This is a genomic window from Oceanobacillus sp. FSL K6-3682, from assembly GCF_037976165.1.
GTDB classification, from domain to species: Bacteria; Bacillota; Bacilli; order Bacillales; family Amphibacillaceae; genus Oceanobacillus; species Oceanobacillus sojae.
In genome coordinates this window covers 2,657,439-2,683,801 of sequence record NZ_CP150263.1, presented here as the reverse complement: position 1 = coordinate 2,683,801, position 26,363 = coordinate 2,657,439, and the positions used below count along the sequence as shown (strand labels likewise).

Sequence of the window (26,363 nt, the reverse complement as noted above, 5' to 3'; positions counted from 1 at the left end):
TATTTAACAATAATTATTTGTTTTATTTGCTAGATTCCTATATTATATACTATGAACAGTCTATTTATTTGAATAGCAGTATTGATTAAAAAAAGTAATACCTCCTTGCGAAAAGTCGGGGAGGAGAGGAAATGAAAGGGGTAACACAATATGTCGAACACAAATGCGTACAATGCAAAAAAGCAGTTCGAGCTGAACGGTAAAACGTATAATTATTACCGTTTGAAGGATTTGGAAGAAGCAGGATTAGGTAAGGTGGATCGTTTGCCATTTTCTATCCGTGTTCTTTTAGAATCTTTACTAAGACAGCATGATGGACATCAAATTAAAAATGAACATGTTGAATCACTGGCAAACTGGGGAACAGATAAGGCTACAGGAGCAGATGTGCCTTTTAAACCTTCCCGCGTTATTTTGCAGGACTTTACAGGGGTGCCTGCGGTTGTTGACCTTGCTTCTCTTCGTAAGGCAATGGTAGATCTTGGTGGGGAGCCGGACAAAATCAATCCGGAAGTTCCTGTAGATTTAGTCATTGACCACTCTGTACAGGTTGACCAATATGGAACACCAGATGCATTACGTGCAAATATGGAATTAGAATTTGAACGTAATGCGGAGCGTTATCAGTTCTTAAACTGGGCTCAGAAAGCATTTAACAACTATCGTGCAGTACCGCCGGCAACAGGTATTGTTCACCAGGTTAACCTGGAGTATCTTGCTGATGTTGTACATGCGCTTGAAAATGAAGACGGCACTTATGACACGTTCCCTGATACACTTGTAGGAACCGACTCCCATACAACAATGATCAATGGTCTAGGTATTCTGGGCTGGGGCGTTGGTGGAATTGAAGCGGAAGCAGGTATGCTTGGACAGCCTTCTTATTTCCCTGCACCTGAAGTAATTGGTGTGAAATTCACAGGTTCATTCCCGAATGGTACCACAGCGACTGACCTTGCATTGAAAGTAACGCAGGTATTGCGTGAACAAAATGTAGTTGGTAAATTTGTAGAGTACTTCGGACCAGGTCTAAAGGATATGCCATTAGCTGACCGTGCGACTATTTCTAATATGGCGCCAGAATACGGCGCAACTTGTGGTTTCTTCCCAATTGATCAGGAATCGCTTGATTATTTAAAATTAACTGGTCGTGACGATGAGCTGATTGCAACTGTTGAAAAATACTGTAAAGAAAATAATTTATGGTACGATGCAAATGATGCTGATCCTGAATATACACAAGTAATTGAAATTAATCTTTCAGAGTTAGAACCGAATCTTTCCGGCCCAAAACGTCCTCAGGATTTAATTGCACTGTCTAACATGAAAAAAGAATTTAATAAAGCAATTACTGCAAAAGAAGGAAATCAGGGATTTGGATTAGATAAAGCTGAATTTGATAAAGAAGTTGAAATCAAGCATCCAAATGGTAAAACTTCTGTTATGAAAACCGGCAGCCTTGCTATTGCTGCAATTACATCCTGTACAAACACATCAAACCCGTATGTTATGTTAGGGGCAGGTCTTGTTGCAAAGAAAGCTGTTGAAAAAGGTCTTGAAGTTCCTGAATATGTAAAAACTTCACTGGCACCAGGTTCCAAAGTTGTAACACGTTACTTAGAAGATGCCGGCTTACAAACGTATTTAGATAAACTTGGTTTTAATCTTGTAGGTTACGGATGTACAACATGTATCGGTAACTCCGGACCTTTACGTGAAGAAATTGAAGAAGCTATTGCTGAAAGTGATTTAATTGCGTCTTCTGTATTATCAGGTAACCGTAACTTTGAAGGACGTATCCATCCGCTTGTAAAAGCGAACTACTTAGCATCACCGCCGCTTGTAGTTGCTTATGCACTGGCAGGAACAGTGGATGTTGATTTAACAAAAGATGCTCTTGGTAAAGATGCAGAGGGCAATGACGTTTATATGTCTGATATCTGGCCAACACTTACTGAAATCAAAGAAGAGGTTCAGAAAGTAGTTACTCCGGAAATCTTCCGCAAAGAATATGAAAATGTATTTAATTCCAATGAAAAATGGAATGAAATTGATACAACAGATGAGCCATTATTTGAATGGGATGAGGACTCTACTTATATCCAAAATCCTCCATTCTTTGAAGGGCTGACTCCTGAAGCAGGAACAGTTGAACCACTCAGCGGATTACGTGCTATCGGATTATTTGGCGATTCTGTAACAACAGATCACATTTCTCCGGCAGGTGCAATTGCAAAAGATATGCCAGCAGGTAAGTACTTGCAGGAAAAAGGAGTTTCACCAAGAAACTTTAACTCTTACGGGTCTCGCCGTGGTAACCATGAAATCATGATGCGTGGTACGTTTGCTAACATCCGTATCCGTAACCTATTAGCTCCTGGCACAGAAGGTGGTTACACTACCTACTGGCCAACTGGTGATGTAATGCCAATCTATGATGCTGCAATGAAATATCAACAAGACGGAACAGGTCTTATTGTTATGGGCGGAAAAGATTATGGTATGGGATCATCCCGTGACTGGGCTGCAAAAGGTACAAATTTATTAGGAATCAAAACAGTTATTGCTGAAAGCTTTGAGCGTATTCACCGCTCTAACCTTGTAATGATGGGTGTATTACCGTTGCAATTTGAAAAAGGTCAAAACGCTGAAAGCTTAGGTTTAACAGGGAAAGAAACATTTGCTGTAGATGTTGATGAATCTGTAAAACCGGGTGATTTAGTCAATGTAACTGCAACAGATGAAGCTGGTAAGGTAACTTCATTTAAAGCAGTTGCCCGTTTTGATAGTGACGTAGAAATTGATTACTATCGTCATGGTGGTATCTTACGTATGGTACTGCGTGAAAAAGTAAAAGCATAAACAGTCAGCTGTTTTGTATGGAAAAAGAGTCTTTGTTTTTAATCAGACAAGGCTCTTTTTCTATGCTATTTTTAAGGGCTCTATCCTTTACAAATTTCAAGTTCCTCTTTACGATAGAGGAAGGAAACCAATTAATTTGGATGGTAGGAGATAAGAAGTGTATAAACGGATATTTGCGCTCACCTTATTATTAGTACTTGTTGGGATTGTTATTGCAAATATTGTTCAAGACAGATTCATGGATAACACTGCAAATGGAGAAGAAGATCCAGTTCTTATAGACGATGGTACTTCTGGCCAGGGTGCTGCCATTGCCCCTGCTGAAAGTGCCGGAGTGGAACCTGGTGAACAAGCTCCTGATTTTGAACTTGAGACATTAGAAGGAGAAAGCTTTCAGCTTTCAGATTTACAGGGAAAGAAAGTAATTTTAAACTTCTGGTATTCCTGGTGTCCCCCTTGTATAGAAGAAATGCCCGAACTGCAGAAATTCTATGAGGACTATCAAGAAGAAGTGGAGGTAGTTACTGTAAATCTGACTACAGTTGAAAACAGCATATCGGATGCGCAGGAATTTATTCAGGAGCATGGATATACGTTTCCTGTACCTTTGGATAAAGATAACGCCGTGTCTGATCAGTATGTTGTCTATGCGGCACCAACCACATATTTTATCGGAACAGATGGGAAAATACAGCATCCGAGAAAAATGGGGCCGATGGATTATGAATTTATGGAGGAAATGGTTCAAGAAATGGATTGATTGCGGGAAGTAAGAGGAGGAAGAACGCTTGTTAATTACAGAAACACCAATAGAAGTTAGATATCAGGAAACCGATCAGATGGGCGTCGTCTACCATGCGAATTATTTAGTTTGGTTTGAAATCGGGCGTACAAAATTTGTGGAAGCTTTAGGGCTTAACTATCATCAAGGCATGGAGAAGCATAATGTTGTTTCTCCTGTAATTGATGCGCAAATTTCATATAAAAATGCCGTTCGCTATGGTGAAAAACCAGTTGTAAAAACATGGCTGGAGACTTACGACGGTTTACGTACGGTTTATCGTTATGAAATTCTAAATGGAGCTGGAGATTTAGCTGTCACTGGTACAACAACTCACACAATTGTTGATAAAGACACCTTTCGACCGCTATCTATTCGAAGGAAATTTCCTGATTGGCACGCTGCATATCAAGATCAGCTTAAGAAAGAGGATTAGAAATGGCTTTTGGATTAAAAAGAGAAGAGTTAAACCAGTGGAAGCGAAATGTGCGAGCTGGAAAGATTGATTTTATAACACATTATTGGCTGGATGATCGTTTCCCTGGCTGTAATACAGTAACAAAAGTCGGCTGCAGTGACTTGGAGAAGCTAAAAGAGTGGGGGAGGAAATATAATTTAGATGAATCCTGGATTGATTTAAAACCTAAATACCCCCATTTTGATTTATTCGGCGACTATCAATGGCAGATTTTAAAAACTGAAAACAGGCTGGATCAATTAGAGCGATTTAAATAGCAAAAAGCGTAGGAAAATCAATCTCCTACGCTTTTTGTCTGCTCTACAGTAATTTCATTAATCTGTTTCAGGATATTCAATTTTTGGTTCTTTTTTAGATTCATCATAAGAGACAGATAAATTTGCTCCTTCAAAATACCAGTCATCGGATTCTTCAACAAAAAAATGGATACCTTCTACCGTGGTTGAAGTAGTTTCGTTTTTTGGTGCTTCAGCTTTAATTCCGAGAGAAAAACCGGCAATTCTGCCGCCGACTCCGCCATATCTTGGAAAGAATCGTACATTCTTTTCATTCTCTAAAGCTAACTCTTCTTTATACCATTTTGCAACTTGTTCTGATACTTTAATGTCCATTGTCTCTCTCCCTTGTATTAATGCTTTTTCTCAGATTTCTCTGGAACGTAATCAACTCCGCCTGGATGGAATGGATGACATTTACTAATTCTCTTTATAGTCAATATTCCACCTTTAAAAATTCCAAAACGTCGAAATGCTTCTATAGCATAGGCTGAGCAGGTAGGATAGAAGCGGCAGGTTGCCGGTGTAAAAGGACTGATGGCAAGCTGGTAAAAGCGAATAAGTCCAATAAATATATATTTCATATTAAAATTAACCTTGTCCGTTGCGCTTATCATACGTAACTGAAGCAATAGCATCATGCATATGAATAGATTCCTCGTTACGGCATGATACATGAAACTTAAGAACAGAAGGCAATTCATAGAGGTCTGCTGCAATTAAGCGAACCATATCCTCGACAAATCTCGGATTTTCGTAAGCCTGCTCTGTTACCATTTTTTCATCCGGTCTTTTTAAAATAGGGTGAAGTCTGGCACTTGCATTACTTTCAGCAGCCTCTAATAAAAGTACCTTCCAATCATCATCTGCATTCGAAAAATTAGACTCCAGCTCTGTTTCAATCGTCACATTACCCCGCTGGTTATGAGCGCTGTATTCACTAATTTCTTTTGAGCAGGGGCATAGTGTCGTTATTTGTACTTTTAAAGAAACGTTGATTTGATAATCCTCATGTTTTGAATAGCGTACAGAAACAGATGCTTCAGCATGGTTCAGTCCTGAGGCAAGAGTCTGTGGAGCTTCACGTTCATAGAACCAGGGGAAGCGTACAGAAACAGATGCATCATCCTGCTCCAGTTTATTTGCCAGATCCTTGGTAAACTGTTTTAGCTCATCAATAGAGATGGTGAAGCCGCCTCGATAATATTGCTCTAACAGCTCCATAAAACGGCTCATATTTGTGCCTTTACTATTGGCAGGGATGCTGGATGAAAATGTGAATGTCCCAATGGTTGTTTGTTCATAAGGTGCTTGTCCGCTCAAGACACGGACAGGATACTTTACATTTGCTACTCCAACTGCATCCAAATCAAAAAGAAAATCACGTTTTACATTTTGTAAATCAGCCATTTTGCTTTTTTCAGTAGGCTTTTTTTTCTCTCCAGGCGGAACAGAACCAAATAATCTATGTCTTTCTTCCTTAGATGGAAGCTTTTTTAATGAAATCGTGTCTATTTGCTGCATAAAAAAACGCCCTTTCTTGTAAACATCTGTGGTACCTTAGATGCTTAAACAATCAAAATTATAACTAGCCACTAGTATACTGAATTCGGCTTAAATATTCAATTTATCGGCTTTCTACATCCACGTTATTTTAGGCTCTGTACCATTTTTTATTCGTTTAATATTTGCCCAATGACGGTAGGTTACAAAAGCAGTTAATAAAAAGATAACAATGGTCAGTCCGATGTCATTGAAAAACAAGGAAGCAAAAAAGGCAACAATTCCAGCAATCATGGATGAAAGTGAAACATATTTTGATAAATATAATGATAATAAGAACGTTGCAATCATGATAATAAACAGAAACGGATTAATTCCTAGAATCATCCCGCCTGATGTTGCAACAGCTTTCCCGCCTTTAAACTTAGCGAAAATTGGATAAGTATGACCTAAGACAGCTATAATACCAATGATTAAAGGATAGACGTTTGCATCAAATAATTGAGGTAATAAAACAGCTGCAGTTCCTTTTAAAATATCACCGATAATAACGATGCTTCCAGCTTTTATTCCGAGTACTCGAAAGGCATTGGTTGCGCCCAGGTTACCACTCCCATGCTCACGAACATCTATTTTATATCCTATTTTGCCGATAATTAAGGCAAATGGAATAGATCCTAAGAGATATGCGATAATCCCAAAAATAATATAATCCATACGTTCCCAACTCTCTTTTCCAAATTCTTATTCTATGCTCCTATGGTTATTTTAGCATGAACCAATCTGTTTAAGTACAAAATTTTTTAGAAAAGCTCAACTGAGCTGTTCTTTTAGCAAATTTATTTTTTCCTATACGTATCTTTATAAATTACTCTACTTCGCACTTTAAAAAGAAACTTCCTAGCTGTAGGAACAGGGGGGATCATTTCTTCCATCTAACTCTTGACAAAGCATAAACTCTACCGAGAAAGAAGGTAACGTGTGAGGCGACCGCTGCGGCGGACCGTTTTGCTTTCCTAGGGGCACGCTCTTCAGCTAACTTTTGCCAAGAAGTTCGCTTGGCAAAAGTGGATCTTCAGATGGTGCTGATCCCTCAGGAGTCAAAACGGTCCGCCTCCGCTAGCAGGGTGGGTTCTATACTGAAATAACTGGACAAATAAAAGGCAGATCTAACAGAACAAATTTTTTGTGTTAAATGGTAAACATGCCTAGTAATCCTTATTTCTGGTGCATGAAAGCTATTCTCGATATGAATTATTCATGCTGGCATGATTTGAACTGCTAAAAAACCATTTGAAACACCAGCATGTTTATTTAGGATAAAAAACAATGATTTCAGCTAACTTCATCAGGATATTATTTCTTCCATACGCTGTAGAATCCTATTAGAGCAAAGTGGTTGGCCGGAGCGGAGGCTATACACAATAACCTGTTCAAAAAATAAAAAGATGAGTTAACTAAAAGCAAGCATGTTAATAGAGACCGTGTTCATCTTGGAACAGCAAAATATAGATGTTTATTCTCAGATGTGAAAGTTGAGTTATATATAAAGTGAAAAATAAAGCGATGCCAGGTTTTTAAATACGTACAATCGGGAATCATTAATGAAGGGGGATTTATGATGATTACATTTGATGATATTACAAAAACATATCCGGATGGGACAACTGCTGTAGACCGTTTTAATCTGACGGTGGAAAAAGGTGAATTTATGACATTGATTGGTCCCAGCGGCTGCGGAAAGACAACCACGATGAAAATGATTAACCGTCTGATTGATCCATCTGCAGGAACAATATACATAGATGATAAACCGGTAAGCGAATATTCCATTCACGAGTTACGGTGGAATATCGGTTATGTTCTGCAGCAAATTGCTTTGTTTCCTCATTTGACAGTGCAGGAAAATATTCAGGTGGTTCCAGATTTGCTGAAGTGGAAAAAAGGTAAAATGCAGAAACGGACAGATGAATTATTGGATATGGTAGGACTCGATCCATCCATTTTTAAAAAGCGATATCCAGGAGAACTGTCAGGAGGGCAGCAGCAGCGAATCGGCGTTATCCGGGCTTTAGCTGCGGATCCTGATATCGTATTAATGGATGAGCCGTTTAGCGCACTCGATCCAATCAGCAGGGAGCAATTACAAATAGATATAAATAAATTACAAACGGAGATCAAAAAGACGATTGTTTTTGTTACCCATGATATGGACGAGGCATTAAAAATGAGTGATCGTATTTGCCTGATGAAAGAAGGCAGTGTTGTTCAATGCGGATCTCCTGAAGAATTGATGAGACATCCTGAAAATGAGTTTGTAGAAGAATTTATTGGAAATCGGCAGTCGCCATGGCTAAAACCGATTAAAGAAGTTATGAAGAAGGACCCAGCATATTTTAAGGAGGATAATGCTGATGACGTGATGGAATACGGCAGTGCATTTTTCATGCTTGTGGACAAAAATCAGATTTTAAAAGGAATTTTTGAAAATCATAAGGAACAGAAAGAAGCTGTGACGATTCCTGTTGAAAGCACGGTTGAGGACGCATATGCAATTATTCGTTCAGTGAAGCAGACTCATTTCCCGGTGGTGGAGAATGGTCAAAAAGCTGTCGGTGTTATTACAAGTAATGAATTGCTTCAATACTTCTATCAGCAGGAAAAGGAAGGAGCAGGCATCTTATGAGTTCATTTATTAACGTATTCCAGAATCGACAGGATATGCTCCTCCAGGCAATTTGGGAGCATTTACAGATTTCTTTAATTTCACTTGGTATTGCTATTTTAATTGCTGTTCCATTAGGGATAATGCTGACAAGGTATCCACGTGTTGCCGAGCCTATTATCGGCACATCTGCAGTCTTACAGACAATACCGAGTCTTGCTGTGCTTGCCTTTTTAATTCCATTTTTAGGAATCGGAATTCAACCGGCTATTGTTGCTCTTGTACTATATGGACTGCTGCCAATTCTCAGAAATACATACACAGGAATAGACGGGGTTGATCCGGCATTACGGGAAGCTGCCAGAGGGATGGGGATGAATACCAGGAAGCAGTTAATGAAGATAGAGTTGCCGATTGCGATGCCAGTAATCATGGCTGGTATTCGAACCTCCATGGTGCTTATTGTTGGTACTACAACGATTGCGGCTTTAATCGGTGCCGGCGGACTTGGAGATATTATTTTACTAGGTTTGGATCGGGGAGGGGATATTCCGCTCGTCTTATTAGGTGCAATACCGGCTGCTTTATTAGCTGTCATTCTTGATTTTATTCTCCGTTTATTTGAGAAGCTGTCTAAGAAATACGGAATGCAGGCTTTTGCAGCAATGTTGTTGATTGTTGTACTTGTTATTGCGATTCCTTTTATGATACCAAACAGCCAAAAAGGTGAAATTGTTATTGCTGGAAAATTAGGAGCAGAACCAGAAATCATTATGAATATCTATAAAATATTAATTGAGGAGGAAAGTGATATTACCGTTGAGTTAGAACCGAACCTTGGAAAAACAGATATGGTGTTTAATGCATTGCAGCAGGGAAGTATTGATATTTATCCGGAGTTTACAGGGACCGTTATCGTTTCACTGCTTGATGAACAAGCGGAGTCTAACGAAGCAGAAGAGGTATACGTACAAGCCAGAGACGGTATTAAAGAAGCATATAATTTGGAGCTATTAGAACCAATGTTGTTTAATAATACGTATACGGTAGCTGTAACAAAAGAATTTGCAGAAGAAAACAATCTTAACGATATCTCTGACTTGAAATCGATTGAAAATGAAATAACAGCTGGCTTCACATTAGAGTTTAATGACCGTTATGATGGTTATGTAGGAATGCAGGACGTATATAATTTAGATTTTAATGAGGTAAACACAATGGATCCCGGTCTGCGTCAAGGAGCTATTTCCAGTGGAGAAGTAGACGTGATTGATGCCTATGGAACGGACAGCTATATGGTAGAATTAGGGCTGGTAGCCCTGGAAGATTCTGAAAACTTATTTCCGCCATACCAGGGTGCACCGTTAATGCGGGCAGATACGTTAAAACAGTATCCAGAACTGGAAGATATATTGAATCAGTTAAGTGGACAAATTACAGATGAGGAAATGCAGGAAATGAATTATCAAGTGGATTATGAGGATGCATCTGCAGAGGATGTGGCTAGAGACTACTTGATAGAGAATAGTTTTATTGAATAATTATAAAGGAGGAATTATGATGTCCGTTCAAAATCCAAGTAATGAAAGGTTAAAAGAAATTCTAACGGAAGCAAAAACAATTGCAGTTGTAGGGTTATCCGCCAATCCAGAGAGAACATCACATCAAATCGCTAAAAGAATGCAGGAGGAAGGATATAAGATTATTCCTGTGAATCCGACTCTTGATGAGGTTCTTGGAGAAAAAGCCTATCGCTCTTTAGCAGAAGTAGATGAGCCTATTGATATTATTAATGTTTTCCGCCGGCCAGAGCATTTGATGGATGTAGCAAAAGATGCTGTACAGACAGATTGTAAAATGTTTTGGGCGCAGCAGGGAATTGTAAATGAAGAGGCTTATGATTATTTAAAAGAGCATGATTTTGAAGTAGTGATGGACCTTTGTATTAAAGTAGTTCATGCTGTATTATTGAAGTAGAAAATTTATGATTGGGTTATGTTCAGAATCTATTATAAATATACTAAAAGCTGAGTCAGGCATAATTCAGACTCAGCTTTTTAGTTTTAAATAAAATAACGGAAAGAAATTCAGCTGTTCAAGAACCTTAAATAAATGATTGCCTTGCTTTTCTTTGGTTTTTCCCATAAGATATTAATGATGTAAACATTGATATAGTGCGTTTAAGTCTAATCAGATAAAACTCTTTGGAACGACAATTTATAACAAGCATTTCAATTGAAATGTTTTCTAATTTATTGGAAGCGTGTATGTTCAGACTAGACGAAGAAACAAATTTTGCTCTATAGTGTATAAACAAGGTTAAAATTTCTTATATAGGTAGAACAAGGGTGGAAAAGAAACGTCCTATAAGCACAGCTGCCTGAAGCTCCAAGCATTCAGCTGCTTACAGACTTCTAGTTTGTAACCAAATTGGTTTGCCGCTGAATTATTGCTTTGTGCTTTTTTTCTTTTATTAGAATGTTATAGTTGCACAAGCACTTATACAAAAGTCAGTTTAATATTTACCTGTTTGCCAAATGAGAACTAATGTTCTATGATGTATATAGAGGAAGTCTTGAAAGGAGAAGATGATTCGTGGAGAAAGAAAATCTATACTCTGATAGTTCTATCCAGGTACTGGAAGGGCTGGATGCAGTACGTAAACGGCCAGGAATGTATATTGGGAGTACCGACATTCGTGGATTACATCATCTTGTTTATGAAATTGTTGATAATGCTGTTGACGAAGCACTGGCTGGTCATGGCAATCAAATTATAGTAACCATACATAAAGATGACAGTATTTCTGTGGAGGATAAAGGCCGCGGGATGCCGATTGGGATGCATGCAACCGGAAAACCAACAACAGAGGTTATTTTCACTGTTCTGCATGCAGGCGGAAAATTCGGTCAAGGCAGCTATAAAACAAGTGGAGGATTACATGGAGTAGGGGCTTCTGTTGTAAATGCCCTATCAGAATGGCTGACAGTAACAACTTATCGTGATGGCCGTAAATATGAACAGCGCTTTGAAGATGGCGGGAGGCCTGCAACCGGTTTAGAGGACAAAGGTCCTTCCAAAAAGAAAGGTTCTTGTATTCATTTTAAACCGGACCCGGCGATTTTCTCTACAACGGTATTTAATTTTGAAACCATTTCAGAGCGGTTAAGAGAATCTGCCTTTCTGCTTAAAGGGTTAAAAATTGAGCTGACAGATGAACATAATAATGAACACCAGGTTTATGAATATCCTGAAGGGCTGCGGTCTTTTGTAGAATGGCTAAATGAAGAAAAGGATGTTCTTCATCCAGTTGTTTCGTTTGAAGGAGAGCAATCGGAAATTGAAGTTGAATTTGCTTTTCAATTCAATGATGGATTTGCTGAAAACATGCTCTCATTTGTAAACCATGTGCGGACGCGTGATGGCGGTACACATGAATTTGGAGCAAGAGCGGCAATTACCCGGACTATGAATGATTATGCAAGAAGAGCTGGTTTATTAAAAGAAAAAGATAAGAATTTAGAAGGAACGGATATTCGGGAAGGGTTGACAGCAATTATTTCCGTGCGTGTTCCAGAGAATAAATTACAATTTGAAGGACAGACAAAAGGAAAATTAGGAACCACAGAAGCTCGTTCTGCGGTTGATTCTGTTGTGTCTGAAAATCTGACTTACTTTTTGGAGGAAAATGTAGAAACTTCTACTGTGCTGATTAAGAAATCAATTCGCGCGAAAGAAGCAAGGGAAGCTGCGAGAAAAGCACGGGAAGAAGCCCGTACCGGTAAAAAGCGCAAAAGAAAAGATACCTTATTAAGCGGTAAATTAACACCGGCTCAATCGAAAAACCCTAAAAAGAATGAATTATACCTGGTAGAGGGAGATTCTGCCGGCGGGTCGGCAAAACAAGGCCGTGACCGTAAATTCCAGGCGGTACTTCCATTACGCGGTAAGGTTATTAATACGGAAAAGGCAAAGCTTGAGGATGTCTTTAAAAATGAAGAAATCTCAACAATTATTCATACAATCGGAGCGGGCGTCGGCGGAGATTTCAATATGGAAGATGTTCAATATGACAAAATTATTATTATGACCGATGCAGATACCGATGGAGCACATATCCAGGTGCTTCTGTTAACTTTCTTTTATCGCTATATGCGTCCTTTAGTAGAGTCTGGAAAAGTGTTTATCGCACTTCCACCTCTGTTTAAGGTTTCTAAAGGTAAAGGAAAAAAAGAAAAAACGCTTTATGCATGGGATGAAAAAGAGCTGAAAAAAGCAGTCACTGAATTAAAAAATGGTTATGATATTCAACGGTATAAAGGTCTCGGTGAGATGAACGCTGATCAGTTATGGGAAACAACAATGAATCCAGAATCCCGTACACTTATTCGCGTGTCAATTGATGATATCGCCAGAGCGGAAAGAAGAGTAACCACCTTGATGGGAGATAAGGTAGAGCCGCGCCGTAAGTGGATTGAAGGTCATGTTAAATTTGGTTTGGAAGAAGACGGGACCATTTTAGAAAATGAAAATATTCATAAAGAAGATTAGTTCGGATTGTAAGGAGTGATTCCATTTGGATCAAACAGAGAAATATTTAGACCTTCCTTTAGAAGAAGTTATCGGAGATCGTTTTGGAAGATACAGTAAATATATCATTCAAGATCGTGCCCTTCCTGATGCAAGAGATGGATTGAAGCCTGTGCAGCGGCGTATACTTTATGCAATGCATGTTGAAAGAAATACACATGATAAGAATTTCAGAAAAGCTGCCAAAACTGTTGGAACAGTTATCGGTAACTATCATCCGCATGGAGATTCTTCTGTTTACGAAGCAATGGTACGCTTAAGCCAAAGCTGGAAAGTGCGTAATGGACTAATTGAAATGCATGGAAATAACGGCAGTATTGATGGGGACCCTCCTGCTGCAATGCGTTATACGGAAGCCAGGCTGTCTCCTATTGCTTCAGAGCTTCTTCGTGATATAGACAAAGAGACGGTTGAATACATTCCTAACTTTGATGAAACAACAAATGAACCAGTTGTTTTACCGGCAAAATTTCCAAACCTGTTAGTGAATGGATCAACTGGGATCTCTGCAGGGTATGCAACAGATATCCCTCCTCATAATTTGGGAGAAGTAATCGACGCAGTTATTATGCGGATTGATAAACCCGAAGCCGGTGTGGATAATTTGATGCAGGTACTGAAGGGTCCTGATTTCCCGACAGGTGGAATTATTCAAGGTATCGAAGGAATTAAGAAAGCATATGAGACTGGAAAAGGAAAAGTTATTGTCCGCGGTAAAGCAGTTATCGAGAGTTTAAAAGGGAATCGTGAACAAATTGTTATTACGGAAATCCCGTATGAAGTTAATAAAGCAACGATGGTCAAGAAAATGGATGAGCTTCGTATTGATAGGAAAGTAGAAGGAATTGCAGAAGTCCGTGACGATACAGACCGTACTGGATTACGTGTTGTTGTAGAGCTAAAAAAAGATGCAAACAGTGAAGGTATCTTAAACTTCTTATACAAAAATACGGATTTACAAATTGCCTACCATTTCAATATGGTTGCTATTAAAGATAAAACACCGAAGCTTTTATCATTACCGCAGCTTCTTGATGCATATATCAGTCATCAGCGTGAGGTTGTAACGAATCAAACACGATTTGATTTAAACAAGGCTAAAACCAGAGCACACATTGTTGAGGGATTGATTAAAGCTATTTCGATTTTAGATGAATTGATTGCAACCATTCGTGCGTCAAAAGACAAGACGGATGCCAAAAATCAAATCATGATAAAATACGGATTTACAGAACCGCAGGCCGAAGCTATTGTTACGCTTCAACTTTATAGATTGACAAATACGGATATTGTTCAATTAGAAGAAGAAGCACGCGAGCTAAATAAGCAAATGGAAATACTTTCTGAAATCCTGAATAGTGAGAAGAAATTACTCCAGACCATTAAGAGTGACTTAAGACAAATTAAGAAAAAATTTGCAGATGCACGGCGTACGCATATCGAAGACAAAGTAGAAGAATTAAAGATTAATATTGAGGTTACTGTCGCAAGTGAAGACGTGCTGGTTTCTGTCACCAGAGACGGGTATGTGAAGCGGACAAGTCTGCGTTCCTATGCAGCTTCTAATAATCAAGACTTACCGCTGAAAGATGATGATCATCCGATAAGTTTATTAGAGGTTAATACAACAGATGATTTATTAATCTTTACAAATAAGGGAAGATATATACTATGTGCTGTTCATGAATTGCCGGATATTCGCTGGAAGGATATGGGACAACACATTTCACATATTGTGCCATTAGAAAAAGAAGAGCATCTGATTAAAGTCATTCCTGTTCGTGATTTTAAAGAAGAGAAAGGATTTTTAGTGTTCTTTACTCGAAACGGTATGGTTAAACGAAGTGAATTTCAGCTTTACGAAGCACAGCGTCGGGGAAAAGCATTAATTGCATTAAATCTCAAGCAAAATGATGAACTTGTACAAGTAAGCCGTACAGATGGAAACAAAGACATCTTTATCACAACAAATAAAGGTTACGGTTTATGGTATGAAGAAGCTGAAGTATCCATTGTCGGCCAGAGAGCAGCAGGGGTGAAATCCATTGCTTTAAAAGATGATGATTATGTGGTGAATGGACAAGTATTTGATCAGGAAGTTCAAAAAGATTTATTTGTAATAACGCAGCGTGGAGCTTGTAAACGCATGAAACTAAAATCCTTTGAAAAAGCAAGTCGTGCCAAACGCGGGCTAATCATGCTTAAAGAATTAAAGCAAAAACCTCATCGGATTGTAGGATTTTTTATGGTGAGTAAACAAGAAACCATTTGTTATAGAACGAAGAATGGCGGAACACAGCAGGTATACCCACTTGAGCTGTCTATTGCCGACCGCTATAGTAACGGATCATTTATCGTCGATACGGATCAAGCCGGTGAAGTAATCGAGGTATACAAAGAGACAACCTATAAAAAGCCTTTTGAAGATATGGGCGATGAAATATAGAGAATCATATAAGCTCCTTAGCATGAAATAATAATGCTGAGGAGCTTTTTTATTATAAGAGTATGTTCAAAAAAGCACTCAAATGATAATCGGCGAATTTATTTTTCAAGCTTAAGAGAAGAATAAAAATATTTTACGTAGTTTATGATAAAAAAACATTTTATCTTTTTGTTTGCCTAACTCTCACCTTTTGATAAAATAGAAATGGAAGCGCATTCAATTTGGGTCTATATCTTTTTAGAACTGCCTGTAAAACAAATTCAATTTCTCGAAGAAAAAGAAGAATATGAATGCGATATTTAAGTCAAGGGGGCGTGGGGATGAATTTTGATTTAACAAAAGAACAAAAGATGATTCAACGAATGGTTTCTGATTTTGCGGAAAAAACCATCCGGCCAAGAGCAATAGAAATCGATGTAAATGCAGCTTTTCCAGAAGACATCTTTCAAGAAATGGGAAAGCTTGGCTTATTAGGCATTCCTTTTCCTGAAAACTATGGAGGTTCTTCCGGTGATATGATTTCATATGCGATAGCCGTAGAGGAAATTGGGCGGCGTTGTGGCAGCACAGGACTAAGTTATGCAGCGGCAGTGTCTTTAGGAGCCAGTCCGATTTATTATTTTGGAACGGAAGAACAAAAACAAACGTTTTTAAAGCCGATTGCTGAAGGACATTCGCTTGGAGCGTTTGGATTAACAGAACCAAATGCCGGATCAGATTCTGGAGGCACAAGAACGACTGCTAAATTGGATGGCGATGCATATATTATTCAAGGAGAAAAATGTTTTATCACAAATGCCAGCTTCGCAGATTTCATTATCGTTACGGCAGTTACTAAAAAAGATGAAAACAATAAGAATCGAATTTCAGCCATTATTGTTCCAACAGATGCTGAGGGACTAACAATCCGCAGTAATTATGAAAAAATGGGAGTCCGCGGATCAGATACAGCAGAGGTCATCCTAGATAATGTCCGTGTCCCCAAAGAAAATTTACTTGGTACAGCGCATGAGGGGCATAAACAATTCTTAAAAACATTAGATGGCGGGAGAATTTCTATTGCTGCGTTAGCGGTTGGTATTTCACAGGCTGCTTTAGATCGTTCCTTACAATATGCCAAAGACCGGAAGCAGTTTGGAAAGTCCATTTCCAGTTTTCAGGCGATTCAATTTAAATTAGCTGACATGGCTATGGAGATTGAGCTTGCCCGTAATATGGTTTATAAAGCAGCATGGTTAAAGGATCAGGGCAGAAATTTTTCCAAAGAAGCGGCATATGCCAAATTATATGCATCAGAAATGGCCTTTCGTGCTGCAAACCAGGCGATTCAAATTCACGGGGGCTATGGTTATATGCGTGAATATGAGGTAGAGAGGTTATTAAGAGATGCTAAATTACTGGAAATTGGAGAAGGAACCTCAGAGATTCAGCGACTGGTTATTGCGAGGCTTCTAGGCTGCTAGAGAAGGAGGGAAGTCAATGATAAAAAAAGTATTAATTGCTAATCGAGGTGAAATAGCGAGGAGAATTATCCGTACTTGTAAACAATTGGGTATTCAAACAGTAGCTGTATATTCAGACGCTGATCAGAATGCACTATTTAAAAAAGATGCTGATGAAGCTTATCATATCGGTCCATCACAAGTACAACAAAGCTATCTTCAATTAGATTCCATCATTGAAGTTGCTAAACAGACAAATGCTGATGCGATCCACCCCGGTTATGGCTTCTTAAGTGAAAGCCCGGCATTTGCTGAACGCTGTCGAGAAGAAAATATCATTTTTATTGGTCCTGAAGCAGATATATTAAGGCTGATGGGGAGCAAGATTGAAGCCAGAAAAGCGATGATAGAAGCTGGTGTACCAGTAATTCCTGGTACAGATCGTGCTGTAGGATCTGCAGAAGAAGCTCTTCGGTTTGCTGAGGAAATCGGCTATCCGGTTATGTTGAAAGCATCAGCTGGCGGTGGCGGCATCGGAATGGAGATAGCGCATTCAGCCGATGGGCTGAAAAAAGCTTTTGAAAACAACTCCAAGCGGGCTGCGTCTTTCTTTGGAGATGGTGCGATGTTTTTAGAAAAGCACATACAAAATAGCAGACATATTGAAGTGCAGATATTAGCAGATCAACATAATCATACAATTCATTTATTTGAACGGGAATGCTCGATACAGCGCCGGAACCAAAAGGTATTAGAGGAGGCTCCTTCTCCATCCATTTCTGAACAGCTTCGCGAACAGTTAGGAAGAACAGCAGTTATCGCAGCTGAAGCAATTCATTATTCCAATGCAGGAACAATTGAATTCCTAGTTGATGAATCAGGTAAATTTTACTTTTTAGAAATGAATACACGTATTCAGGTGGAGCATCCAGTTACAGAGGAAATTACTGGTGTTGATATTGTGAAGGAACAAATCAATATTGCTAATAATCAAGTACTCTCTTTTAAACAAGAAGAGATAGCAATAAAAGGGCATGCAATTGAAGTCAGGATTTACGCAGAGGACCCCATTCGTTTCTTTCCATCACCGGGTAAAATTACAGCGCTTGAACTGCCTGAAGGAAAAGATGTCCGCAATGAATGTGCAGTTACTTCTGGAGATACGGTAACACCTTTTTATGACCCGATGATTGCGAAATTGATTGTCTATGGAGAAAATCGGTCAGAGGCAATAGATAAGCTGGAAGAGGCACTGCGTCAATTTAATATTGAAGGGATTAAAACGAACATACTAATGCTTCAGGAAATTATAACATATGAAGCATTTCTGAAAGGAAATACACAAACATCCTTTTTAAGCAAATATTATCAACCAAACTCAGGGGGTAAATAACATGGAAATTAAAGCATCGATGGCAGGAAATGTGTGGAAAATTACAGTTCAGCAGGGTGAAGCAGTAGAAGAAGGACAGGATGTTGTTATTCTGGAATCTATGAAAATGGAAATTCCGATTGCTTCTGAGGGAAAGGGAGTTCTGAAGGAATGGAAGGTGCAGGAAGGAGATTTCGTTAATGAGGGAGATACAATAGCGATTGTTGAATAATTTAGTCTGGAGTGTATGCCTATGCAATTTGTAAACTATGAGACGGTTGATGAGAATATAGTTGTTGTCACATTAAATCGGCCAGAAGCTGCAAATGCTTTATCTTTAGCTTTATTAACAGAGTTAGAGAAATGTATTCAAAAAATCAAAGCCTCAGGAAAAATTCGTTGTGTAATTATAACTGGAAGCGGGGAGAAGGCTTTCTGTGCCGGAGCTGACTTGAAAGAACGAAAGATAATGAATGAGGAAGAGGTTGTTGCTGCAGTACAAAAAATTGGAAGTGTCTGCGATTCCATAGAAAAGATAGATGTACCAGTTATTGCTGCAATCAATGGTGTCTCCTTTGGAGGCGGGCTGGAACTTGCTTTGGCCTGTGATTTGAGAATCGCTGCCAACCATGTAAAGCTGGGATTAACGGAGACATCTTTAGCAATTATACCGGGAGCTGGAGGAACACAGCGGCTGCCTAGATTAATAGGAATAGGGCAGGCAAAGCTGCTTATCTATACTGCCAAAATTATCTCAGCAGATGATGCTTTAGCAATCGGACTGATTGAGCGGTCAGTCGCTGCTTCCTTTTTACAGGATGAAGCAATCAGTATCGCCCGGAAAATAACAAATAATGGTCCAATCGCTGTGAAACAGGCTAAAAAAGCTATTAACCAGGGAGTTAATCTTCCGCTGGATAAAGCAATTCAACTGGAGCATGAATCTTACTTAAAGGTTATACCAACGAAAGATAGAAAAGAGGGGCTGCTGGCGTTTCAAGAAAAAAGAAAGCCCGATTATCACGGAAACTAAAGCTGGAAGGAGTATGCTTATATGAGTATGGAGAAGGAACTGGAGCAGCGTATTGAAAAAATACAAAAAGGGGGGAAACAAAAATATCATGACAGTAATGCAGAAAAGGGCAAGCTTTTCGCAAGAGAAAGAATTAATCTTCTTTTTGATTTTCATGAGATACTTGAGGATGGCTTATTTGCAAATGCGTTGGCTGAAGATTTACCGGCGGATGGTGTGATTACTGTCACAGGAAAAATTAACGGACAGACAGTTTGTGCAATGGCGAATGATTCTACTGTCAAAGCTGGAAGCTGGGGTCAGCGGACTGTAGAGAAAATTTTGCGTATTCAGGAAACGGCAGAACGGCTGGAAGTGCCGATGATTTATCTGGTTGACTCTGCAGGTGCAAGGATTACCGATCAAATAGATATGTTCCCGGGAAGAAGGGGAGCTGGACGCATTTTTTATAATCAAATTAAGCTGTCTGGAAGGGTTCCTCAAGTTTGCATATTATTCGGTCCATCAGCAGCTGGCGGAGCATATATTCCTGCTTTTTGCGATATTGTTATCATGGTTGATGGAAACGCGTCCATGTATTTAGGTTCTCCAAGAATGGCTGAGAAGGTTATTGGCGAAAAGGTTTCCTTAGAGGAAATGGGCGGAGCAAAGATGCATTGCACAACCTCAGGAGTAGGCGATGTATTAGTAGATACAGAGGAGGAAGCTATTCAATTTACACAGAAGTACTTAACCTATTTTCCGGCTAATTTTCGGGAAAAACCAAAACAAATTGTCCCTGTAGAGCCAAAGACATTTGATAAGCCTATCAGTGAAATTATCCCGGAAAATCAAAATGCAGCTTTTAATATGTACGATCTGATTGACCGTACAATTGATGAAGGCAGTTTTTGTGAGATAAAAAAACGGTTTGCTCCGGAATTAATCACAGGGCTGGCACGTATTGATGGCCGTAGTATAGGGATTATTGCAAATCAGCCTCGTGTAAAAGGAGGCGTCCTTTTTACAGATTCAGCAGATAAAGCAGCAAAGTTTATCCAACTATGTGATGCGTTTGAGATTCCGCTGCTGTTCTTAACAGATGTACCAGGATTTATGATTGGAACAAGAGTGGAGAAGCAAGGGATTATCCGTCATGGAGCAAAAATGCTGTTTGCAATGAGTGAAGTAACAGTTCCTAAAATATCCGTTATTGTCCGAAAAGCATATGGGGCAGGTCTATATGCAATGTCAGGTCCTGCTTTTGATCCGGATTGCTGCTTGGCCTTCCCAAATGCACAGATTGCTGTCATGGGGCCGGAAGCGGCAGTGAACGCAGTAGAAGCAAATAAAATCGCCAAGCTTCCGGAGGAGGAGAGAGCAGCTTATATTCAGGAAAAGCAGGCTGCTTATAAAGAGAATATTGATATTTACCGGTTAGCCTCGGAGATGATTATTGATGATATAATTAACCCCGATCAGCTTCGCCAAGCATTGATAAGTCGTTTTTCCATTTATCAGAATAAAAACAAACAATTTACAGAAAGAAAGCATGGAGTTTATCCAGTGTAAAGTTTTGAAGCGCTCAGGCTGATTGGATCCTGGGCGTTTTAACATAAATAGATAAATACAGTAAACCAGATATATTTTTTTAGAAATTGAGAATGGTCTGCTTCGATTTAGCTAATCTTTTATTGATCAGAATATTTGATAAACATAAAAATATTCTTGTTTATCTAAATTATCTGATATATAATAGAAAGCAACGTTAAATGAAAAGGGGTGAGGTTGATGTCAGCTAATTCAATAAGTTTAGTTTGTCCATCCTTGCTCATGATTGATAAATATTAATGACCGGCCCTTTGGATGGATTAGACTAAGGGCTTCCATCATAAAAGATTTTTTCATAAACCATCTTTTAAAATAAACTGGAGAGCCGAAGCATATTGTTTTGGCTCTCCTTTTTGCCCTGAAGCTTATTGAATATTTTATCAATATTCAAAAGAGGGGAAGTTATATTTATGATGAAATTAAGTACGATGAAAAAAGTAATGGATACTGTTAACAGTGAATGGAGAAGTCCATTGGGAGAAGAAATTTTGGAACGGTGGGGCTATGATAAAGACTCTGCAACTATATTGCGGGCAAGTGCAAATTTTATTTTTGAATTTTATAAAGAAGGAAAACAATTGTTCTTGCGATTTAATGATTCATCAGAACGGGATTATTCGTCGATTGAAGCTGAACTGAACATTGTAAAGTATTTGGGGAATAGGGCACTAAACGTTGCTCAACCAATAACATCATTAAATGGAAATGATATAGAAGTCATAGAAACGAAGCTGGGAACTTTTTATGCAGTCGTATTTGAAGCTCTGGAAGGTAAGCATCTCAATATGGAAGAAATTTCAGATCAACAGGCTTATATCTGGGGGAAATCGTTAGGTAATCTACACGCAAACCTTAAGCAGCTGCCAGAAGAATATCGAGTTAATCGTCCAAGCTGGAAGGACCTTTTACTAGAAGCGAAAGAAGCACTTCCTAAAAAAGAATTGGCAGCTCATAAAGAATTTGAAAGACTATTAATTTGGGCGGATGAGTTAAGCCTATCGAAAGAAAACTTTGGAATCATTCACTATGACTTTGAACTGGATAATGTGATTTTTGATAATAACACAATTGGAATGCTTGATTTTGATGATTCTTCTCTCCATTGGTTTGCAGCTGATATTGTCTATGCATGGAGAGATGTGGGAGATTTTAATGTTAAAAATCCGATGATAACAACATTTATCGATGGATATAAAACCGAAACTAATTTAGATATGGAAATACTTCGTGCATTTTCAGGCTTTGAAAGGTTACACAAATTAATCTCCCTGGCAAAATTGATAAGAGCTGTAGATATTGATGCAGCTGAAGATCATCCTGAATGGCTGATAAACCTTCGATTAAAGTTGTCTGGTATAATAGAAAAATACCGTCTTTCCATTGAAAAGCTAAATAAATAGTAAAAAGGCGGTGCATGTTCCTGATGTATCGCCTTTATTTACGATGCAGGTATTGACTAAATGAAAGGAAAAGGGAACATGTTTGTAGAAAAAAATAATAGTTTTGGTAGAGTCAATGTTATTTCATTCCATGCAGCAACGAATTTAATTAACCATAATTTTATTATGTAAACTAAAATATTTAAATCCCTAGAAATCGATACCAATATTCCGTATAATAAAGATATTATGTCAAAAGAAGGGGAAAACAATAAAGCAGCTAGCAGGTATGAATAAGTTGACAAAAAGGGGTAAAGGCTTGTGATCACGTATATGGAAAAAAGGGTAACAGAACAGCAAATTGCATCTCTCTATCAGGAAATGAAAAATAGGGGAGATAAAATTAATGCAGATAAGATGCTTGATATACTGGAAAAATACTTTAATCAGGAATTTATTATTACATTGACAGGGCATTTTTCTGCTGGAAAGTCTTCATTAATAAATCATTTATTAGGGCAGGAGATTTTAGCGAACAGTCCCATCCCTACCAGTGCAAATATTGTTAAGATCTCATCTGGGGAAGGCACTGTCAATGTTTTTTTTCATAATGGTGAAGTGATTGAATACCATGAACCATATGATTTGGATCAAATTAAAAAGTTCTCAAAAAATAAAAATCAAATAAAAAAAATGCATATCAGTACCGGCGAGGATATTTTACCGCCTCATACAGCTATTTTAGACACGCCGGGAATTGATGCCGCAGACGATATTGACAGAATGCTTACAGAAGCATCTCTTCACTTATCAGATTATCTTATTTATGTAACCGATTATAATCATGTTCAATCTGAAGTGAATCTATTATTTCTTCAGGCAATGCAGGAAAATGGCCTTCCATTCATGATTGTTATCAATCAGATAGATAAGCATAATGAAACGGAATTGCCCTTTGTCGAATTTGATAAAAAAATTAAACAAACGTTTGATCAATGGAATCTGCATCCTTCTTCCATTTTCTACACATCCCTTAAAAGTCCGGAAGCACCGCAAAATGAGTGGCCAGAGCTGAAAGACACCGTATTTCAAATGCTCAGGTCTAAAGATGAATACACAACAATGGATGCAAGTATTCGACAAATTGTGAAAGATCATAAAGAAAAAGTTCATCGGGAAATGTCGAATCAAAAAGCTTTTTTAGATGAAGTCGAGGAAGTGGCATTGACAGAGCAGATAGACACATTAACGAAAAAGATTGAAGACCTGCAGCAGTATCCGGAAAATATAGCAGATGGGTTCTTAAATGAGGTAGATCAAACTGCGAAAAATGCGTATCTGATGCCCGCAGATTTAAGAGAGCTTGCAAAGGTTTATTTAGAATCTGTACAGCCTGACTTTAAGGTTGGCGGCTTACTTACAAGCAGTAAAAAAACGAAGGAAGCAAAAATAGAGCGGAAGCAAGCCTTTATGAATGCTTTAGAAAAGAATGTTGAGACCACATTAAAATGGAAGCTCCGTGATAAGTGGTATGAGCAAATTGAATTGAATCAACTGGATTCCTCTTATCAGGAAAAAGGCATCTCCTTCCTGGAATGGTCTTTAAGTGAAGAGCTGCTGGAAAGCAGTTTGCGTAAAGGCGCAAGTATAAATGGAGATTATGTTTTAAATTATACGAATGATATTGCTGCCAGTTTAAAGACGCATTTCAAAAAACAAATGAGACAGCTGGCAAAAGAAGTAAGAACGGAGCTTGAAGAAAAGAATAAGAAACAGCTGCAGGAAATGACGCAACAATTGGAGGAGCTGCAGGCTGCAGAGGCGGATCAGCAAGCTAATTATGCACTTGAAAGTGAGGAAGCAGCTTATTTCAACCATTTAGATGAGCAGCAGGAAAATCCTGATGTGTTACCGGAAGTCATTACAGAGATGAAGGAAGAGCTCCAAGCGCGAAAAGTAATTCCCAGACAGGGAACAGAGACTATGGAAATACTTGATGAGGAGGTATATGCTGATGAAGATGAAGTACAGGAAGAAATAAAGAACGAGTCACCTGCAGCAACAGACCAGCATGTTGTCTGTGATATAGATAATGTCTTACAAGCAATTCATTTACCCGGGTTTGAAAGCTACCAGCAGGATCTAAAGAAACGAAAAGTATCCTTAACAGAACGCTCTTATACCATTGCTTTGTTTGGTGCATTTAGTGCCGGGAAATCATCCTTTGCTAATGCTATTCTTGGAGAACATGTCCTTCCGGTTTCACCGAATCCGACAACAGCTGCAGTTAACCGGATTCGTCCAGTTACAAATGAAAATCGGCATCGGGATGTAATTGTCACCTTTAAATCAGAAGAAATGCTGGTAGATGATATAATGACACTGGCAAAGGTATGTGAACCGCCAAATGCTTCCCTGGAGGAGCTGATTACATGGCTGAAAACAAAGAATGTGTTAACGGATTCGCGTTTGCCAAAAATGTATCAGGCTTATTTAAATGCGATGCTTGAAGGCTATGAAGAGGTCCGATCTGTCATTGGCTCTGCCAAGAAAATCACCTTTGATAATTTTGGATCCTACGTGACAGATGAGGAAAAAGCGTGTTATATTGCATCGATGGATCTTTTTTATGATTGTGAAGTAACGAAGCAGGGAATTACACTTGTTGATACGCCGGGTGCAGATTCGATTAATGCCAGACATACGAATGTATCCTTTGAATATATTAAGCATGCAGATGCTATTTTATATGTTACCTACTATAATCATGCACTCTCCCGTGCAGATAAAGATTTTCTGATGCAGCTGGGACGTGTAAAGGATGTATTTGAGCTTGATAAAATGTTTTTTATTGTCAATGCTGCAGATCTTGCCAGTGATCAGCAAGAATTAGATATGGTAACTATGTACGTTAAAGAGCAATTAGCACAATTAGGAATTCGTTTTCCGCGTCTTTATCCTGTATCGAGTAAGATATCTTTAGCAGAAAAAATAGAACAAAAAACACTGAATGAACAGATGCGGTCATTTGAATCCCGTTTCTATGATTTTATTCATCATGATTTAACTGCGCTTGCAAAAAGAGCAGCAATCAGCGATATCGAACGGTCAGGTGAAGCATTAGAACAATTTATTCAATCGTTAAAATTGGACCAGTCTGCAAAAACAAAGCGGAAAAAAGTGCTGCAAAACGCTTATCAGCAAATCGCTCAAACAGTAGAAAATTTAGATCTAGACTCAACTAAAAATAGATGGCATCAAAAATTAGAAAAACAAGCCTTTTTTCTAAATCAGCGCTTTGCGATCCGCTTTCATGATCTATTTAAAGAAATTTATAATCCAACAACGATTACGGAGTCAGGCAGAGCTGGCCGGCAGCAGCTGGTCAAGCAGTTTGAACAGCTGGTCACTTATATGGAATCGGAGCTGCATCAAGAGCTGTTAGCTGTCTCTTTACGGGTTGAGCAGCTCTTAAAAGGTTTGTTAAAAACCAATCAGCTTGAAATGATAGAAAAAGCTAAAAGATTCGACCCTGTTTTTTCAATATCAGAGTGGGATATCTCCGGCTTTGATACACCTGATTTAACGATTAAGCTATCGGTTCAAAAGCATAGCGAGCTTCAGAAATTATTTGGTAAATTTAAAGATACAAAAACGTTCTTTGTACAAAATCAAAAGGAAGAGATAAAGGAGCAGCTATACGCAATCATAGAGTCAGGCGTCCAGGATTTTGTAGAAGAAGGTGTTAAATTAATCGAGTCGTCCTATCAGGAACAGTGGAATAATCGGATTCATCAAGAAAAGTCAGTCCTTGTACAAGAAGCGGATATACTTTATCAGCAATTTATTGACCGTTTATTTGTGGAAGTGGATATGGATGATCTGACAGATAGAAAAGAACAAATGGATCTAATTTTAGATCGATACTAAAGAGGGAGGAAATGAAG

20 protein-coding genes are annotated in these 26,363 nt (G+C 38.6%); 16 read left to right on the top strand and 4 right to left on the bottom strand.

The window, feature by feature from the left end; genetic code table 11:
* Positions 1–150: 150 nt before the first annotated feature.
* From acnA to MHH51_RS13375, 4 genes are all read left to right on the top strand, one after another.
* Complete coding sequence (acnA, locus tag MHH51_RS13390; protein ID WP_147210419.1) at positions 151–2,862, top strand: aconitate hydratase AcnA; 2,712 nt, start codon at positions 151–153, stop codon at positions 2,860–2,862.
* 157 nt (positions 2,863–3,019) lie between these two features.
* The gene (locus MHH51_RS13385) at positions 3,020–3,622 is read left to right on the top strand and encodes a TlpA disulfide reductase family protein (protein ID WP_147210420.1); all 603 of its coding nucleotides are present in this window, start codon (positions 3,020–3,022) and stop codon (positions 3,620–3,622) included.
* Between the two features lie 28 nt (positions 3,623–3,650).
* Positions 3,651–4,079, top strand: coding sequence for a thioesterase family protein (locus tag MHH51_RS13380; protein ID WP_147210421.1), 429 nt, complete (start codon positions 3,651–3,653; stop codon positions 4,077–4,079).
* Between the two features lie 2 nt (positions 4,080–4,081).
* Entirely contained in the window at positions 4,082–4,378 is a 297-nt protein-coding gene (locus tag MHH51_RS13375; RefSeq protein WP_147210422.1) for a hypothetical protein, read from the top strand.
* A gap of 57 nt (positions 4,379–4,435) precedes the next feature.
* On the opposite strand, the gene MHH51_RS13370 is transcribed toward MHH51_RS13375, so the two are convergent.
* From MHH51_RS13370 to plsY, 4 genes are all read right to left on the bottom strand, one after another.
* A complete protein-coding gene (locus MHH51_RS13370; protein ID WP_339282307.1) occupies positions 4,436–4,732 on the bottom strand; it encodes a hypothetical protein in 297 nt (98 codons plus the stop codon).
* Between the two features lie 17 nt (positions 4,733–4,749).
* Positions 4,750–4,980, bottom strand: a complete 231-nt coding sequence (yidD, locus tag MHH51_RS13365; RefSeq protein ID WP_222595726.1) for a membrane protein insertion efficiency factor YidD — start codon at positions 4,978–4,980, stop codon at positions 4,750–4,752.
* Between the two features lie 7 nt (positions 4,981–4,987).
* Complete coding sequence (gene folE2 / locus MHH51_RS13360) at positions 4,988–5,920, bottom strand: GTP cyclohydrolase FolE2 (protein WP_339282306.1); 933 nt, start codon at positions 5,918–5,920, stop codon at positions 4,988–4,990.
* 114 nt (positions 5,921–6,034) lie between these two features.
* Positions 6,035–6,616 (bottom strand): glycerol-3-phosphate 1-O-acyltransferase PlsY, encoded by a 582-nt coding sequence (gene plsY / locus MHH51_RS13355; protein ID WP_147210426.1) that lies wholly within the window; start codon positions 6,614–6,616, stop codon positions 6,035–6,037.
* A gap of 904 nt (positions 6,617–7,520) precedes the next feature.
* Between plsY and MHH51_RS13350 the strand changes: the two genes are divergently transcribed.
* From MHH51_RS13350 to MHH51_RS13295, 12 genes are all read left to right on the top strand, one after another.
* Positions 7,521–8,585 carry an ABC transporter ATP-binding protein gene (locus tag MHH51_RS13350; protein WP_339282305.1) on the top strand — a complete coding sequence of 355 codons (1,065 nt, stop codon included), beginning with the start codon at positions 7,521–7,523 and terminating at the stop codon, positions 8,583–8,585.
* A complete protein-coding gene (locus MHH51_RS13345; RefSeq protein ID WP_147210428.1) occupies positions 8,582–10,105 on the top strand; it encodes an ABC transporter permease/substrate-binding protein in 1,524 nt (507 codons plus the stop codon). Before MHH51_RS13350 ends, MHH51_RS13345 begins: the two co-directional genes overlap by 4 nt.
* A 19-nt stretch (positions 10,106–10,124) precedes the next feature.
* Positions 10,125–10,541 (top strand): CoA-binding protein, encoded by a 417-nt coding sequence (locus MHH51_RS13340; protein ID WP_147210543.1) that lies wholly within the window; start codon positions 10,125–10,127, stop codon positions 10,539–10,541.
* Between the two features lie 618 nt (positions 10,542–11,159).
* A complete protein-coding gene (gene parE, locus MHH51_RS13335; RefSeq protein ID WP_147210429.1) occupies positions 11,160–13,115 on the top strand; it encodes a DNA topoisomerase IV subunit B in 1,956 nt (651 codons plus the stop codon).
* Between the two features lie 25 nt (positions 13,116–13,140).
* On the top strand, positions 13,141–15,600 hold the full coding sequence (gene parC / locus MHH51_RS13330; RefSeq protein WP_147210430.1) for a DNA topoisomerase IV subunit A: 2,460 nt from the start codon (positions 13,141–13,143) through the stop codon (positions 15,598–15,600).
* 320 nt (positions 15,601–15,920) lie between these two features.
* Complete coding sequence (locus MHH51_RS13325; RefSeq protein ID WP_339282304.1) at positions 15,921–17,063, top strand: acyl-CoA dehydrogenase family protein; 1,143 nt, start codon at positions 15,921–15,923, stop codon at positions 17,061–17,063.
* 16 nt (positions 17,064–17,079) lie between these two features.
* Entirely contained in the window at positions 17,080–18,435 is a 1,356-nt protein-coding gene (locus MHH51_RS13320; protein WP_339282303.1) for an acetyl-CoA carboxylase biotin carboxylase subunit, read from the top strand.
* 1 nt (position 18,436) lies between these two features.
* Entirely contained in the window at positions 18,437–18,646 is a 210-nt protein-coding gene (locus MHH51_RS13315) for an acetyl-CoA carboxylase biotin carboxyl carrier protein subunit (protein WP_339282302.1), read from the top strand.
* A gap of 21 nt (positions 18,647–18,667) precedes the next feature.
* Positions 18,668–19,447, top strand: coding sequence for an enoyl-CoA hydratase (locus tag MHH51_RS13310; protein WP_186813631.1), 780 nt, complete (start codon positions 18,668–18,670; stop codon positions 19,445–19,447).
* A gap of 21 nt (positions 19,448–19,468) precedes the next feature.
* Positions 19,469–20,998, top strand: a complete 1,530-nt coding sequence (locus tag MHH51_RS13305; RefSeq protein WP_339282301.1) for an acyl-CoA carboxylase subunit beta — start codon at positions 19,469–19,471, stop codon at positions 20,996–20,998.
* 449 nt (positions 20,999–21,447) lie between these two features.
* Positions 21,448–22,437 (top strand): phosphotransferase, encoded by a 990-nt coding sequence (locus tag MHH51_RS13300; RefSeq protein WP_339282300.1) that lies wholly within the window; start codon positions 21,448–21,450, stop codon positions 22,435–22,437.
* Between the two features lie 300 nt (positions 22,438–22,737).
* On the top strand, positions 22,738–26,346 hold the full coding sequence (locus tag MHH51_RS13295) for a dynamin family protein (RefSeq protein WP_339282299.1): 3,609 nt from the start codon (positions 22,738–22,740) through the stop codon (positions 26,344–26,346).
* Positions 26,347–26,363: the final 17 nt, after the last annotated feature.

Coding starts and splice junctions, on each gene's coding strand:
- yidD (WP_222595726.1), bottom strand. CDS start 4,980: ATGAAATATATATTTATTGGACTTATTCGCTTTTACCAGCTTGCCATC.
- MHH51_RS13370 (WP_339282307.1), bottom strand. CDS start 4,732: ATGGACATTAAAGTATCAGAACAAGTTGCAAAATGGTATAAAGAAGAG.
- MHH51_RS13320 (WP_339282303.1), top strand. CDS start 17,080: ATGATAAAAAAAGTATTAATTGCTAATCGAGGTGAAATAGCGAGGAGA.
- MHH51_RS13325 (WP_339282304.1), top strand. CDS start 15,921: ATGAATTTTGATTTAACAAAAGAACAAAAGATGATTCAACGAATGGTT.
- MHH51_RS13375 (WP_147210422.1), top strand. CDS start 4,082: ATGGCTTTTGGATTAAAAAGAGAAGAGTTAAACCAGTGGAAGCGAAAT.
- acnA (WP_147210419.1), top strand. CDS start 151: ATGTCGAACACAAATGCGTACAATGCAAAAAAGCAGTTCGAGCTGAAC.
- MHH51_RS13300 (WP_339282300.1), top strand. CDS start 21,448: ATGATGAAATTAAGTACGATGAAAAAAGTAATGGATACTGTTAACAGT.
- folE2 (WP_339282306.1), bottom strand. CDS start 5,920: ATGCAGCAAATAGACACGATTTCATTAAAAAAGCTTCCATCTAAGGAA.
- MHH51_RS13340 (WP_147210543.1), top strand. CDS start 10,125: ATGTCCGTTCAAAATCCAAGTAATGAAAGGTTAAAAGAAATTCTAACG.
- MHH51_RS13350 (WP_339282305.1), top strand. CDS start 7,521: ATGATTACATTTGATGATATTACAAAAACATATCCGGATGGGACAACT.
- MHH51_RS13305 (WP_339282301.1), top strand. CDS start 19,469: ATGAGTATGGAGAAGGAACTGGAGCAGCGTATTGAAAAAATACAAAAA.
- MHH51_RS13310 (WP_186813631.1), top strand. CDS start 18,668: ATGCAATTTGTAAACTATGAGACGGTTGATGAGAATATAGTTGTTGTC.
- MHH51_RS13315 (WP_339282302.1), top strand. CDS start 18,437: ATGGAAATTAAAGCATCGATGGCAGGAAATGTGTGGAAAATTACAGTT.
- MHH51_RS13345 (WP_147210428.1), top strand. CDS start 8,582: ATGAGTTCATTTATTAACGTATTCCAGAATCGACAGGATATGCTCCTC.
- plsY (WP_147210426.1), bottom strand. CDS start 6,616: ATGGATTATATTATTTTTGGGATTATCGCATATCTCTTAGGATCTATT.